The 14,282-nt window shown below is 62.0% G+C and carries 15 protein-coding genes; 14 read left to right on the top strand and 1 reads right to left on the bottom strand.

The features are described from left to right. Window positions 1–119: 119 nt before the first annotated feature. The 14 genes from hemE to AC1RDQ_RS11485 all read left to right on the top strand — a co-directional run bounded on the left by hemE (window position 120) and on the right by AC1RDQ_RS11485 (window position 12,951). The gene (gene hemE / locus AC1RDQ_RS11550) at window positions 120–1,187 is read left to right on the top strand and encodes a uroporphyrinogen decarboxylase (RefSeq protein WP_057712346.1); all 1,068 of its coding nucleotides are present in this window, start codon (window positions 120–122) and stop codon (window positions 1,185–1,187) included. Window positions 1,188–1,477: 290 nt separating this feature from the next. Beyond that, complete coding sequence (gbpA, locus tag AC1RDQ_RS11545; protein ID WP_057712345.1) at window positions 1,478–2,944, top strand: N-acetylglucosamine-binding protein GbpA; 1,467 nt, start codon at window positions 1,478–1,480, stop codon at window positions 2,942–2,944. A gap of 77 nt (window positions 2,945–3,021) precedes the next feature. Further along, window positions 3,022–3,570, top strand: a complete 549-nt coding sequence (locus AC1RDQ_RS11540) for a cytochrome b (RefSeq protein WP_090452687.1) — start codon at window positions 3,022–3,024, stop codon at window positions 3,568–3,570. Between the two features lie 4 nt (window positions 3,571–3,574). Continuing rightward, window positions 3,575–4,117: a hypothetical protein gene (locus AC1RDQ_RS11535; protein ID WP_492587313.1), complete on the top strand. Its 543-nt coding sequence runs from the start codon at window positions 3,575–3,577 to the stop codon at window positions 4,115–4,117. 8 nt (window positions 4,118–4,125) lie between these two features. Beyond that, window positions 4,126–6,045 carry a type II secretion system secretin GspD gene (gspD, locus tag AC1RDQ_RS11530; RefSeq protein WP_492587311.1) on the top strand — a complete coding sequence of 640 codons (1,920 nt, stop codon included), beginning with the start codon at window positions 4,126–4,128 and terminating at the stop codon, window positions 6,043–6,045. A gap of 4 nt (window positions 6,046–6,049) precedes the next feature. After that, window positions 6,050–7,522: a type II secretion system ATPase GspE gene (gspE, locus tag AC1RDQ_RS11525; RefSeq protein ID WP_492587309.1), complete on the top strand. Its 1,473-nt coding sequence runs from the start codon at window positions 6,050–6,052 to the stop codon at window positions 7,520–7,522. 3 nt (window positions 7,523–7,525) lie between these two features. After that, the gene (gspF, locus tag AC1RDQ_RS11520; protein ID WP_492587307.1) at window positions 7,526–8,731 is read left to right on the top strand and encodes a type II secretion system inner membrane protein GspF; all 1,206 of its coding nucleotides are present in this window, start codon (window positions 7,526–7,528) and stop codon (window positions 8,729–8,731) included. 3 nt (window positions 8,732–8,734) lie between these two features. After that, entirely contained in the window at window positions 8,735–9,190 is a 456-nt protein-coding gene (gspG, locus tag AC1RDQ_RS11515; protein ID WP_492587305.1) for a type II secretion system major pseudopilin GspG, read from the top strand. A gap of 3 nt (window positions 9,191–9,193) precedes the next feature. Next, window positions 9,194–9,661 (top strand): type II secretion system minor pseudopilin GspH, encoded by a 468-nt coding sequence (gspH, locus tag AC1RDQ_RS11510; RefSeq protein WP_340312405.1) that lies wholly within the window; start codon window positions 9,194–9,196, stop codon window positions 9,659–9,661. Beyond that, a complete protein-coding gene (gene gspI / locus AC1RDQ_RS11505; protein WP_090452700.1) occupies window positions 9,654–10,037 on the top strand; it encodes a type II secretion system minor pseudopilin GspI in 384 nt (127 codons plus the stop codon). The genes gspH and gspI overlap by 8 nt, the downstream gene beginning before the upstream one ends. After that, window positions 10,030–10,572 (top strand): type II secretion system protein GspJ, encoded by a 543-nt coding sequence (locus AC1RDQ_RS11500; protein ID WP_492587303.1) that lies wholly within the window; start codon window positions 10,030–10,032, stop codon window positions 10,570–10,572. The genes gspI and AC1RDQ_RS11500 overlap by 8 nt, the downstream gene beginning before the upstream one ends. Continuing rightward, entirely contained in the window at window positions 10,569–11,420 is an 852-nt protein-coding gene (locus AC1RDQ_RS11495) for a type II secretion system protein GspK (protein WP_492587301.1), read from the top strand. The genes AC1RDQ_RS11500 and AC1RDQ_RS11495 overlap by 4 nt, the downstream gene beginning before the upstream one ends. Next, window positions 11,417–12,523 (top strand): type II secretion system protein GspL, encoded by a 1,107-nt coding sequence (gspL, locus tag AC1RDQ_RS11490; RefSeq protein WP_492587299.1) that lies wholly within the window; start codon window positions 11,417–11,419, stop codon window positions 12,521–12,523. Before AC1RDQ_RS11495 ends, gspL begins: the two co-directional genes overlap by 4 nt. Further along, on the top strand, window positions 12,520–12,951 hold the full coding sequence (locus AC1RDQ_RS11485; protein ID WP_492587297.1) for a type II secretion system protein M: 432 nt from the start codon (window positions 12,520–12,522) through the stop codon (window positions 12,949–12,951). The genes gspL and AC1RDQ_RS11485 overlap by 4 nt, the downstream gene beginning before the upstream one ends. Here the strand turns inward: AC1RDQ_RS11485 and AC1RDQ_RS11480 are convergent. Next, entirely contained in the window at window positions 12,944–14,224 is a 1,281-nt protein-coding gene (locus AC1RDQ_RS11480) for an MFS transporter (RefSeq protein WP_150811946.1), read from the bottom strand. The genes AC1RDQ_RS11485 and AC1RDQ_RS11480 overlap by 8 nt on opposite strands. Window positions 14,225–14,282: the final 58 nt, after the last annotated feature.

Genomic DNA, 14,282 nt, shown 5'->3' with positions numbered 1-14,282 from the left:
TAACGAAAACCGCGTTTACATTGCGACAAATTGACCCGATAGACAAAAGGCTGACCTGCAACCGTGCCTTTTGCGCCCGGCTCTGAGAAAATGCCCTCACTTTTTTTCCGGATGCCGACATGACTGCCCTGAAGAACGACCGTTTCCTGCGCGCCCTGCTCAAGCAACCCGTAGACGTCACCCCCGTGTGGATGATGCGTCAGGCCGGTCGCTACCTGCCTGAATACCGCGCCAGCCGTGCCAAGGCCGGTGATTTCATGAGCCTGTGCATGAACCCGGCGTTCGCTTGCGAAGTCACGATGCAGCCGCTCGACCGCTATCCACAACTGGACGCGGCGATCCTCTTCTCCGATATCCTGACCATCCCCGATGCCATGGGCCAAGGCCTGTACTTCGAAACCGGTGAAGGTCCGCGCTTCAAGAAAGTCGTCAGCACCCTGGCCGACATCGAGGCCCTGCCGATTCCTGATCCGCACAAAGACCTGGGCTATGTGATGGACGCAGTCAGCACCATCCGCCGCGAACTGAACGGCCGTGTGCCGCTGATCGGCTTCTCCGGCAGCCCATGGACACTGGCCACCTACATGGTCGAAGGCGGTTCGTCGAAAGACTACCGCAAGACTAAAACCATGCTCTACGACAATCCGCAAGCCCTGCACCTGCTGCTGGACAAGCTCGCGCAGACGGTCACCAGCTACCTCAACGGCCAGATCATGGCCGGTGCGCAAGCGGTGCAGATCTTCGACAGCTGGGGCGGCGCCCTCTCGGCGGCGGCGTACCAGGAGTTCTCCCTGGCCTACATGAAGAAAATCGTCAGCGGCCTGATCCGCGAGCACGAAGGCCGCAAGGTGCCGGTGATCCTGTTCACCAAGAGCGGCGGTCTGTGGCTGGAAAGCATCGCCGACGCTGGTGCTGATGCACTGGGCCTGGACTGGACCTGCGACATCGGCAGCGCCCGCGCCCGTGTCGGCGACAAGGTCGCCCTGCAAGGCAACATGGACCCGACCGTGCTCTACGCCAAGCCGGAAGCGATTCGTGCGGAAGTCGGGCGCATCCTGGCCAGCTACGGCAAAGGCAGCGGCCACGTGTTCAACCTCGGCCATGGCATCACGCCGGAAGTCGATCCGGAACATGCTGGCGCGTTCCTGCGCGCGGTACATGAGCTGTCGGCGCAGTATCACGAATAGCGATTGCCCGTTTCGACAAAGCCTGTCCCGCCTCGTGCCGGACAGGTTTTTTTGTGCCGTTCAAAAGCTCAATCGATAAAGCATCACTTGTTGTAAGAATGTTTTCTTTCTTTGTCGGACCGAGGAATGGAGAGACTGTTCCTGCCTCGTGCGGCGATTACTCCTACATAGAATTTTCTTCCATCCCCGTAAGGTTCCAGGCCCTTGTCCGGCGTATCGCCGAACAATCACGAAGCGAACAGGGGCGCCCACAAGGCGCCCTGTTTTCGATAAGCAGTCTGGAATACATCATGAAAATCAAGTTTGAAAAGAGAAGTGCCTTAACCGCCTGCACTTCATCGATGATCCTGTTATCGGCAATGCTGGCCTCTCAAACCGTTTCCGCCCATGGCTATCTGGAAGTGCCGCCTTCGCGCGCGCTGGCTTGCCAGAAAGGCTTGAACACCAACTGCGGTGGCGCCCAGTACGAGCCGCAGAGTGTTGGTGAAACCTTCAAAGGCTTTCCGGCCGGCGTCGGCGGTGCTCCCTTGCAGGGACCGGTCGATGGCAAGATCGCCAGCGGTGGTCACTCGCTGTTCTCTGCCATGGATGCGCAGTCCGCCACCCGTTGGCACCTGACGGAAATCAAGGACCGCAACATCGATTTCCAATGGCATTACAAGGCAGTTCATCCGGCCACCAAACACGAGTACTTCATCAGCCGCAACGGCTGGAATCCGAACGAATCGCTCAAGCGCGCCACCTTCGAAAGTACCCCGTTCTGCACCGTCGATGGCGGCAATAAAATGCCGTCTAACAGCGACAAGCACAACTGCACTATCCCGGCAGATAAATCCGGCCAGCATGTCATCCTGGCGATCTGGACCGTCGGTGATACCGATGCAGCGTTTTATAACGCCGCCGACGTGAACATTCTCGCTGAACCGGCGCTACCGGGTGGCTGGTCTTCCGTAGGCAGTATTTCCGCCGCGACCGAGCTGCTGGTCGGCGACAAGGTCAAGGCCCGCGCATTCTCCGCCAATGGCGAGAACCCGGATTACAGCGTCGAAATCAGCATCGACAACGCTGAGGAAGGCTCGCCGCAAGACTGGTCCTTCAAGCTGGCGGAAAAAATCAACGCGACCCACAAGCTCATCCGCGCCGGTATTCGTGATGAAAACGGCAACATCGAGCCGATCCGGGGCAACAACACGCTGTACGCACAAAAAGAAAGCGGTGTAACCCGCTACGAAGTGCAACTGGACATGAAGGAAGACACCGCAGCGCGCATGTCGGTGGCCTCGCAGCAAGCTGAATACGTTCTGGATAAAGGCCGGGCCAAGGTCGAGTTCAGCATGATCTCGAACCGTCCGATGAACGTCGAAGCGACCTTGCTCGACCAGAACAACAAACCGGTAGGCACCACGTCGGCACAAGTGGCCAGTGGCTCCACCTGGCTGTCCATGGATGTACGCAGCAACCCGGGTGCGCACACCCTGACCCTGGTCGGCACCACCCTGGATGGCCGCACCACCCGTCAGGACACTCAGACCACCCAACTGACTGGCGAAGGCGCCGGCGTCGAATACGATTTCGTGTTCCCTGAAGGCCTCGGCGACTACACCGCCGGTACCAAGGTTCTGCAACCGAAGACCAACGAAGTCTTTGAGTGCAAGCCATTCCCCGAGTCGGGTTACTGCAAGCAGTACAGCCCCACTGCCAACGGTTTTGAACCAGGTGTCGGTGCCCACTGGCACATGGCGTGGAACAAGTTGTAAGTCCCCCTTGTAGCACTTCAGGCGATCGGTAGCCGATTGCCTGAAGCTTTATTCTTCTGACGTTGATCGAGTTGAAAATGACTGTTTCGGGTTATTCCAGACAGCGCGTGCTGCTGCATTGGTTGTCTGCCGCGGTGATCCTGTGGACCTTGCTGTCTGGTTTTCTTGTGGCCGGTTTCGAGGTGTCAGCGCACATCAAGGAGTCGGTTGCGTTCTTCAATGTTTCGCTGACGACAGTGTTCATACCGTTTTACCTGTGGCGCCTGTTTCTGTTTTTCACTCATACCCGTTTTTCGGGCATGAAGTCGTTGTCGCTTGTCGAAGTGCTCGCATTGTTTGCCCACGCATTGATTTACCTCTTCGTCGGTGCCGTTCTGGTGACCGGCGTGTTGATGATGGATCGCCCGATCGATGTATTCGGGGTGATCGAGATCGATCAGCCGTTAAGCGATCCACAACTGATCGTTCTGTTCGTCACGGTTCACACGTGGGTATGTGTGGTGCTGTCGCTGCTGCTGGTCGCGCACATCGGCGCCGTCATCGTGCATGAGGCCTGCAACCACCGGGTGCTGCAACGGATGTCTTTGCGCCTGTGTGGCAAGCCTGGGTCCGGGCGACTTGAGTGAGGCCATGGTGATGTTTTCGCGCGAACGCTTGACCGGACTTGCCTTGCTTTTGAGCAAGGCGAGCCTGCTGGTTGTGCCGCTGGCCTATGGGGCGTTCCTGGGCTGGCAGGAGTGGGGCTATCGCGAACAGTTGGTGCTGCCGGCACCGGTCGAAACCTCGCGAACCGCTCCCGCACCCCGTCAAGCGCTCGACGCAACGGCGGTTGCAACGGTGCTCGGTCTGACGACGGGTGCCGAATTGCTGCCGAGCGCGGAACCGCTGACCTTGAAGGCAAGCTTCGTCGTCACTCACGGCTTGTCCCGGGTGTTGCTGGCTGACTCGCAAGGCGCGCGCATCTACCAGGTCGGCGAGCGCTTGCCCGGTGGCAGCATCTTGCGTCGCGTTGAGCCCGATCACGCGGTGTTGTGGAGCAAGGGCCGAGAGGAACTGTTGACGCTCCAGCCTCCCGTCACGGGTTTCCTGCAACGGCTCGCCCCCCACGGCAAGCCGCAAGTGCCGAACGTTTCTCCGCGTTTTTTTAGCCCGCTTGCCGGGCCGACAGAGTGATCAATTTCATGAATAGCTTTCTCGGTGCACGCGCACTGCGACCGGTGCTTTTTTTCGCCGCCATGGCGCTAACGCTTTCCCACGGCACACTTCAGGCCGAGGAAGAAAAATGGCAACTGGCGATGAACAACGCAGAGCTGCGCGACATCGTCGAAGAGATCTCCAACATTCTCGGGACCACCGTGGTACTGGACCCCAAAGTCTCCGGTCGAATCACCGTCATGTCCCGGAAGGCCCTCGATCGTGAAGGGGTGCGCCGGTTGTTCTATTCGGTGCTCGATGCCCATAACTTCACAGTGATCGATGAGGGCGACCGGATTCTCATCACCCCGGTTGCCGAGGCCAGGACACGGGCCGGCCAGGGCACGGTAAAAACCACCACGGCGTCGCAGTTCGTAACCGAAGTCATCGGCTTGAACACCGGTAGCGCCACCGATATTGCCGGGTTGGTGCGGCCATTGGTCTCTGCCAATGGTTATGTTGGCCCTTCGGTGTCGGCCAACGCGTTGGTGCTGACCGATACGGCTGCCAATGTTAAGCGCATCGCCCGGGTGATCCGTGAGCTGGATTCCGGTCAGAACAACCTGCATGCGGTGGTTCAGCTCAAGCATGCCCAGGCGGGCGATGTCGCGCCGGTAATCGAGGCCACCATGGGCAAGCGCAATGCCGAGTCAGCCATACAGGTGCTGGCCGACACCAGGACCAATCGCCTGATTTTCATTGGTCCGCCGGTCGTCCGCCAGCGCTTGATCGAGCTGGCCCGAGGTCTCGATTCGCCGGCCACCACGACCCTCGACAATGCCCGGGTGATTCGCCTGCGTCACAGCGATGCCAAGCAGTTGGCCGAGATTCTGGAGTCGATGGGGCAGGGCAGAAAGCAGACTTCCGCCGTCGGCAGCGCCAAGGACACGTCTGGCGGTGCAAGCTTCATGATCAAGGCCGACGAAAGCCAGAACGCGCTGGTGCTGATCGCCGAACCCGCGCAGGTGCGGACCATCGAAAACATCGTGCGTCAGCTGGACCAGCCACGGGCCCAGGTGTTGATCCATGCCGCAATCGTCGAAATCTCCGGCGACATCGCCGAGGCCGTCGGCGTGCAGTGGAACCTCAACACGGGTGACGCCAAGGGCTTCATCAACTTTCCCGGCACCGACATTCCGATCATCGGCGGGCTGAAGTTCGACGAGAAAAGATCGGCGCCGGAAGGGGCGATCCTGCAACTGGGCGGCGACCGCTTCGGTGCGCTGGTTTCGGCCCTGGCCAGCAACACCCACAGCAACCTGCTGTCCACGCCAAGCCTGTTGACCCTGGACAATCAGGAAGCCGAAATCATCGTCGGCCAGAACGTGCCGTTCAAGACCGGCTCCTATGCCACCAACAGCAACGGCGCGGAGAATCCGTTCACCACCGTCGAGCGCAAGGACGTCGGCATCAGCCTGAAGATCAAGCCTTACATCAACGAAGGCTCGACGTTACGCCTGGAGGTCGAGCAGGAGGTGTCGGACATCGCGCCTTCGGTGTCGGGCATTGATTCCTCGGACCTGATCACCAACAAGCGAGCGCTCAAGAGCACCATCCTCGCCGACGATGGCGAAATCATCGTGATCGGCGGCCTGATCAGGGACAGCGTGCGTACCCAGAAAAGCGGCGTGCCGCTGTTGCGGGACATTCCCTACCTCGGCGCGATCTTCCGCTGGAGCCGCGACACCCAGACCAAAAGCAACCTGATGGTGTTCTTGCGCCCGACCATCGTGCGCAGCAAGGAAGACCTGTCCCAGGTCAGCCAGCAGCGTTACAACGCGCTGCGTGACTTGAGCAAATCAGGGGCGGGGGAAAACAACTCGTTGTTGCTGCCATCCGAGGCGCGCGGGTTGTTTGAACCGGCCACCGACGCGCCAGTGTTCGATTTGCGCGGCAAGGCGCAGTGAATCCATGAGCGAACTCTGCGAGCAATTGCCCTTCGGCTTCGCCCGGCGTTTTGGTGTGTTGCTGGAGCATGACGGCGACGACCTGCGCCTTGCCCTGCGTAGTGATGCGCCGCTCACCGCATTGGCGGAAGCGCGCCGGGTGTGCGGACGGGCGTTGCCGTTTCAAATCGTCGGGGCCGATGAGTACGCCTCGCGCCTGGCGGCGGCCTATCGCGAGGGGCGCAGTGCGGTGGAGCAAGTTGCCCAAGGGCTGGACGAAGAACTGGACTTGCTCAGCCTGGTCGATCAGGTTCCGCAAACCGCCGACCTGCTGGAGCAACAGGGCGACGCGCCGATCATTCGCCTGATCAACGCGTTGCTCGGTGAAGCGGTGCGTGAGCATGCCTCGGATGTGCACCTGGAAACCTTCGAACAGTACCTGTCGGTGCGTATGCGGGTGGATGGCCAACTGCGTGAAATGCTCAGGCCCAAGCGCGAACTGGCGACACTGCTGGTGTCGCGGATCAAGGTCATGGCGCGCCTGGACATCGCGGAAAAACGCGTACCCCAGGATGGGCGAATGGCCTTGCGCCTGGCCGGGCATGAAGTCGATGTGCGGGTCTCGACGCTGCCTTCGGCCCACGGTGAACGGGTGGTGCTGCGTTTGCTCGACAAGCAGGCCGGGCGCCTGGACCTGCACCGGCTGGGCATGCCGGACGATATCCTCGCGGCCCTGCGCCATCTGTTGGGCAAGCCCCACGGTATTGTGCTGGTGACCGGGCCGACCGGTTCCGGCAAGACCACCAGCCTGTACGCCGCCCTGAGCAGCCTGAACGACCAGACCCGCAACATCCTCACGGTCGAAGACCCGATCGAATACCACCTGCCGGGTGTCGGCCAGATGCCGGTCAATCCGAAGGTCGACATGACCTTCGCCCGGGGCCTGCGGGCGATCTTGCGCCAGGACCCGGACGTGGTGATGGTTGGCGAAATCCGTGACCGCGAAACCGCCGAAATCGCTGTCCAGGCGTCCTTGACCGGGCATCTGGTGCTCTCGACCTTGCACACCAACAGCGCGGCCGGCGCGGTCACGCGGCTGGTAGACATGGGCGTCGATGCCTATCTGCTGGCGTCCTCGCTGGTGGGCGTTCTGGCCCAGCGTCTGTTGCGCACCTTGTGCCCCCATTGCAAGGTTTCGTACCTCGCCGATGCGGCGGCCTGCCAGCGTCTTGGGCTCGACACGAGCACGCCGCACACCCTGTTCAAGGCCTCGGGCTGTGAACAGTGCCAGCACGGCTATCGCGGACGCATCGGCATTTACGAACTGATCAGCGTCACACCCGCCGTCTCGGCGCTGATCCATCAGGGCGCCAGCGAGCAAATCCTCGTCGACGAAACGCGCAAGGTCTCGCGCAGCCTGTTCCAGGACGGGCGGCAACGGGTGCTGGAAGGATTGACCAGTCTCGATGAGTTGCTGCGTGTGACCCAGGAGAACTGACCGGTGCCAACCTTCGACTACCGCGCCCGCGATGCCCAGGGACGATCCTGCAAGGGACGGCTGGAGGCCGATGGGCCCCGCCATGGGCGACAGTTGTTGCGTGAACGTGGTTTGTGGCCGCGTGTCTTGACCGAGGTCAGGGGCGGCGGTGCGGGTCAGCAGTCGCGAGGTGGACGCCTGAGTGCTGCTGATCTGGCGTTGTTGACGTTGCAACTGTCAACGCTGGTTCAGGCCGGACTACCCCTGGAGGAAGCGCTCGATGCGGTGGCGAAGCAGAGCTCGAAGCGCAAGGTTGCGAGCTTGCTCTGGGCGGTCAGGAGCCGGGTGATGGAAGGCCACGCACTGGCCTCGGCATTGGGGCAGTTTCCCAGGGCCTTCCCCGAGTTGTTCCGCGCCACGGTGGCCGCCGGGGAACGCTCGGGGCATCTGGGCCATGTGCTGGAGCAACTGGCGGCCTACACCCAGGCCCGCCAGGCCTCGCGGCAAAAGATCCAGATGGCCCTGGTGTACCCGTTGATCCTGATGTTGGCCAGCCTGGCAATCGTCGGTTTTCTGCTCGGATATGTGGTGCCGGATGTGGTGAAGATCTTCGTCGACAGCGGTCAGCCGTTGCCCTGGCTGACCCGGGCGCTGATCGGCGTGAGCAACGGCCTGCGCAACCATTTCCTGTTGTTGATGGGCTTGCTGGCGCCGCTGTTCGGCCTGTGGCGCTGGAGCTGGCAGCAGCCGCAGTGGCGCCTGCACTGGCATCGTTGGGTGCTGAATGCGCCAGTCCTCGGTGAAGTGCTGCGTGCCATGGAAGCCGCACGGTTTGCCAGCACCCTGGCAATCCTCGGCAAAAGTGCCGTGCCGTTGGTGGATGCCCTGGAAATTGCTGCCGCGGTCATCGGCAACTTGACCATCCGCGCGCGGATGGTCGATGTCGCCCGCTCGGTCCGCGAAGGCGCAACGCTGACCCGTGGCCTGGAGCTGAGCGGTGACATCCCGCCGATGATGCTGCACATGATCGCCAGCGGCGAACGTGCCGGCGAACTCGACCGCATGCTGGCCCGGGCCGCCGAACAACAGGAAAACAGCCTCGCCGCGCGCATTGCGCTGGTGGTGGGCCTCTTCGAGCCGGCCATGCTGGTGTTGATGGGCGGCGTCGTGCTGCTGATCGTCATGGCCATCCTGCTCCCGATTCTCAGCCTCAACCAATTGGTGAATTGATCCATGCAACCTGTCCGCAAAAACCTTTCCCGCTCGCAACGCGGTTTTACCCTGATCGAAATCATGGTGGTGGTAGTCATCATCGGCGTGCTGGGGGCTATCGTGGTGCCACAGTTCATGAGCCGCCCCGATCAAGCCAAGGTCACTGCCGCCAGAATCGATATCCAGGCCATCGCCACAGCCCTGGAAATGTATCGCCTCGACAACGCCCATTACCCATCGACCCAGCAAGGCCTGGAAGCGCTGGTCAAGCGCCCCTCCGGACTGCCCGTGGCGCGTGGCTGGAACCCTCAGGGCTACCTCAAGAGCATGCCGGTCGACCCGTGGAACACGCCTTATCAGTACCTCAACCCGGGTGTGCGGTCGGTAGACGGAACTTACGACCTGTATTCCCTGGGCGCCGATGGCGTAGCGGGCGGTGAAGGGTTTGCCGCCGAAATCGGCAATTGGGGCCATTGATCCGTGGGCTACCGCTGTCGGGGGTTTACGTTATTGGAGCTGATGATCGTGATTGTCGTGGTTGGCGTCTTGCTGGGCATGGTGAGCTTTGTCGGTGGGGGCAGTCCCGCGCGCGAGGTCAGGCAGGAAGCCGAGGCGATGGTTCAGGTGATTCATCAGTTGCGTGAGCGTGCGGTGTTCGAAGGCCGGGAATATGGCCTGCGGCTGAGTGCCCGTGGCTACCGGCTGATGCATCTGGGAGTTCGTGGGTGGGAGCCGGTGAAGGAACTGACTGACTGGCCCCTGAGCGTGCGAGTACGTTTGCAGCAGGACGGCTATGCGGTAGGGCTGGACGCAGAAGAAGGACCGCCGCAGTTGCTGTTGCTCAGCAACGATGAAACCAGTGCCTTCACGCTGACATTCGAGTCCGGCAACAGGACCTGGTTGAGCCTGTCCGGCGATGGCATCGGCGAGGTGGCGATCGATGGCTAGCCGGTCATCCTTGTCGTCCATGGGCGGCTTCACGCTGCTGGAAATCATGGTGGCCCTGGCGGTCTTCGCGACGCTGGCGGCAGCCGTGCTGTCGGCCAGTCAATATGCGGTGAAGCAGCGCAACGCCGTCGAGACACGGCTGTTCGCGGCGTGGCTGGCGGATAACCGGTTGAACGAGCTACGCCTGCAATCCGGCCTGGCGGCCGGCCAGCAACAACAGGTCGTGTCCATGGATCAGCGCGACTGGGTGCTGCAACAGCACATCAGCGCCACCCGCAATCTGCGTTTACTCCAGGTCGACATTCAGGTCAGCCCGGCGAACAGTGCGCACGCGTTGTATCGTGCCAGCGGCTGGATACCCGCGAGCCATGAGTAGGCAGCGTGGGTTCACCTTGCTGGAGCTGGTCATCGCCATGGCCATCTTCGCCGTGCTGGGGCTGGCCAGTTGGGGCTTGTTCGATAGCGTGCTGCGAGTGCAACAGGGCACGGCGGCTCACGAGCGAGAGCTGAGGAACCTGCAACGAGCGATGGCGGTGATCGAGCGGGATCTGCTGCACGTCGCTGCGCAGCCGATGGTGCTCGCACCGCCGCTTTTTCAGTTCCAGCGCAGTCACTGGCGCAATCCTCTGGACCAACCGCGCAGTGAGCGCCAGATACTGACCTATCGACTCGAAGGCAGCGTGCTGTGGCGCGAAAGCCAGGGCGAAGGTACGGAGTTCGTGCAACGGCAAAGACTACTCGAAGGCGTTCGTGAGTTGCGCTGGCGTTTGTTCGACAGCCAGTCCGGCTGGGTCGCTCATTGGTCGGCCAGGCAGGATACGAAGGCGCTCATGGTGCTGGAGGTGCAAGTCTCGGCCGGGCGCTTCAAATCGATTCGTCGGGTGTTGCCGATGCCGGGTGCATTGCCATGAACGGGCGCCAACGCGGCATTGCGTTGATCAGTGTATTGCTGGTCATGAGCCTGGCGCTGCTGATCACCGGCGGCTTGTTGCGCAGCCATCACCTTTCGCTGCAAAGCAGTGGGCAACAGTTGCTGCAGATACAGCTGCGGCAGCTCGCATCGGGCGGGGAAACCTGGGCGTTGTTGCTGTTGCGCGAGGCGTTACAGGACGCGGAAAAACCCGTCGAGCGGTATCAAGGCTGGACGGCCATGGCGCCGGGTTTCGACGTTGAAGATGCGCAGATCCGAATCGATATCGATGACCTCGCCGGGCGCTTCAATCTCAATGCGTTGTTACGCCAGGGGCAGGTGGATCAGGTCACCCTCAACCGTTGGGCGCGCCTGCTCGAACTGCTCGAACTGCCTCCTCTGCAACTGAGCCAGGTCGGGCCGCTGGGGGAACTGAGCCAACTGCGCTTGCTGCCTGGCATTGACGCTCGCCTGCTGCAGCGGCTGGAGCCCTGGGTGGCACTGCTGCCCACCGACACCGCCTTGAACATCAACACTGCGCCGGCGCTGCTGTTGAGAACACTCGGCGAGGTGGACGCCGCGACCGCCGATGCGCTGGCGCATCAGGCGGCAACCACGCCCTGGGCGAGCGTCCAGGCGTTTACCCAGGACCCGTTGCTCTCCGGGCAGGGCCTGAGCAATCACGGACTTGGTACCCAAAGCCGCTGGTATCGGATAAGGGTGCAGGTGACCCGGGACGGGCGCGAACTGCACCTGGTCACGGATGTCGGACACGACCCCAAGGCTCGACAGCTGACGGTGCTGCAACGACGTTTTCTTCCCATGAGTAGCCACGAGAGACCGCGATGAACACTTGGCTTTACCTGACCGCCGAGGGGCAGGACGCGCCATCCGGCCTCTGGCCCTGCGTCCTGTGGTCGCCAACCTGTCAACGTCAGCCGATGCCACTGAATCAGGTGGCCTCGGCATTGCAGGGGCAGGCGGTTGATGTGCTGCTGCCCATGGAACTATGCAGTTGGGTTCGCAGCGAGCCATGGCCTTCGCGACGCAGGCCCGAAGCCCAGGCCATGGCCTACGCCGTGGAAGATCAACTGAGTGAAGCGCTGGAAGTTGTGCATCTGAGCGTTGGCGCTCGTGATCGTGACGGCTGCTACCCGGTCATGGTCATTGGCCGCGAACGGTTGGCCGCCGTGCTCGACTTGCTGCGCGAGGCGGGTATTGAGGTGCGCGGGGTGTTCGTCGATGCCGATCTGTTGTCCGGCGATCAGCCGTGCGGCGCCTGGTGGTTCGGTCGCTGGTTGTTGGGTGCAGGCCTGTCGGCGCGCCTGGCGATGTCGCAAGACGACCTGGCGCTGCTCACTCCGTCATTGCCCAAGGACATGCAATGGCTGGATGAGCGTGAGTCCCCCGCCGTCATCGACCAATGCCTGACTCAGCGCCCGACCCGGGCCATCAACCTGCTGCAAGGCGCATTCGCCCTACGGGGCAAGCGTCTGCCCTGGCGTGCCGGCGGGTGGGCGCTGTTGATGCTGGCGCTGTTGACCTGGGGTGCCAGCGAGACGCGGATCCGCTTCCTCGACAGCGAAGCCAGCCGCCTCGCAATCCAGAATGAACTGCGATTCAAGACGCTCTACCCGGAGCAAAGCCGCATCGTCGACATGGCCGCGCAACTCAAGGCCCTGCAAAGCCAGCCTGTCGAATCGCAAAACACCCGCATTGCCGGGCTGGTCCGGTTGATTGAGCAGGTGATTGGCGCCAGCCCGGTCGAGGTCCGGCGCATCGAGTTTCGAGCAGGCGAAGGCTGGAAAATCCAGCTGACCGCCAGCGGCTTTACCGAGCTGGAGCAGTTGCGGGAACGCGGGCGACAACAAGGCACGCCCGTCCGGCTCGACAGCGCGAACAAAGCCGCTGACCGGGTGCACGCCACCCTCACCGTGGAGGACGAGGCATGAAGCAGGCATGGCGGCGCATTTCCGTGCGAGAACAGCGGCTGTTGCAGGTATCGGGGGCTTTTTTGTTGGCGGTTGTGGCTTTCAGCCTGATCTGGCAACCGACCCGGCAGCGGCTGGAAACAGTCGAGCGACAGTATCAACAGCAGGCGGTGCTGGCCGCGCAACTGCAACGGGCGTTACCGCGCAGCCATGTCCCCGTCGACAGCGAAAAACCGCTATCGCTGCGCATCAGCGAAAGCGCCACGGCGGCGGGGCTGGAAATCCGTCAGATGGAGAGTGAAATCGATCTGCTTCGCGTGACCCTCAATGGCAACGCGCAACCCTTGATGCAGTGGCTCGATGGGATCGAGCGCGATGGCGTCGCGCTACAAACCCTGACGCTGGAGAAGCGTGACGATGCCCTGGAGGCGCGGGTGGTGCTCAGGTAGCCGAGGTGTTCTGCGGCAACAACGGCAACTTCGCCAGCTTCAACGCGATCAGCAGCGCAATCACCAGCAGCGTGCCGATGAACAACCCGATCCCGTTCCAGCCGCCCAGGTGCCAGAACACGCCACCCACCGTACCGGCGATGCTTCCCCCGGCGTAGTAGCTGAACAGGTACAAGGACGATGCTTGCCCCTTGGCCCTGGTGGCGCGGCGGCCGATCCAGCTGCTGGCCACCGAGTGGGCGCCGAAGAAGCCGAAGGTAAAGATCAGCATGCCGATGATCACCAGCGGCAATGGCGTAAACATCGTCAGGGCGAGACCACCGATCATCAGCGCGATGGTGCTCCAGAGCACTTTGCGGCGGCCGAGTCTGTCGGCCAGCGAGCCGATTTTCGCTGAGCTGTAGATGCCCGACAGATACACCACCGACAGCAACCCGACGAAGGCCTGTTCCATGTGGTACGGCGCGGCCAGCAGGCGGTAGCCGATGTAGTTGAACAGCGTGACGAACGCGCCCATCAGCACAAAGGCTTCTAGAAACAGCAGCGGCAGGCCGGCGTCGCGAAAGTGCATGGTGAAACCGTCGAGCAGGCTGCGCGGGTGCAGCGAGCGGGCGCGGAAGTTGCGCGATTCAGGGAGGATTTTCCAGAACACCGCCGCGGCAATCAGCGCCAGGCCACCGATCACCAGCATCGCCGTGTGCCAGCTGACGAAGTCGATCAATACCCCGGTGATCAAGCGTCCGCTCATCCCGCCAATCGCGTTGCCACCGATGTACAAACCCATGGCGAGGCCGATGTGCTGTGGGTGGATCTCTTCGCTCAGGTAGGTCATGGCGACCGCCGCCAGACCGCTCAACGACAATCCGATCAGCGCACGCATCAGCAGCACACCGTGCCAGCTCGGCATCATCGCACTGGCCATGGTGCACAGCGCAGCGGCGAACAGTGCTGCCACCATCACCGGTTTACGTCCGATACGGTCGGAAATCGGGCCAGTGATCAGCAGGCCGATGGCAAGCATGCCGGTGGCGATAGACAGGATCAGGCTGCTTTGCGCCGCGTTGATGGAATACTCGTCGGACAGCAGCGGCATCATCGGCTGCACGCAGTAGAGCAGGGCGAAAGTCGCAAAACCGCCGCAGAACAACGCCAGCACCGTGCGCATGAACGCCGGGGTGCCTTTTTCGATGTAGATCTCCGCCAGCTCAGCGGCGATTGCGTCCGGCGCTGAAGGTGAAACTTCATGGGCGAGTGGAGCGACAGCAGTTTTCACGTTGGACCTCGGAGGGCGCAGCCGGTCAGGCAGTGAAAAAAGCATATAGCTGGCTAAT

Source organism: Pseudomonas sp. GW823-FHT02E01, assembly GCF_058797535.1.
Note: the sequence above shows the minus strand (reverse complement) of the source record. Positions and strands in the feature narration are given on the sequence as shown.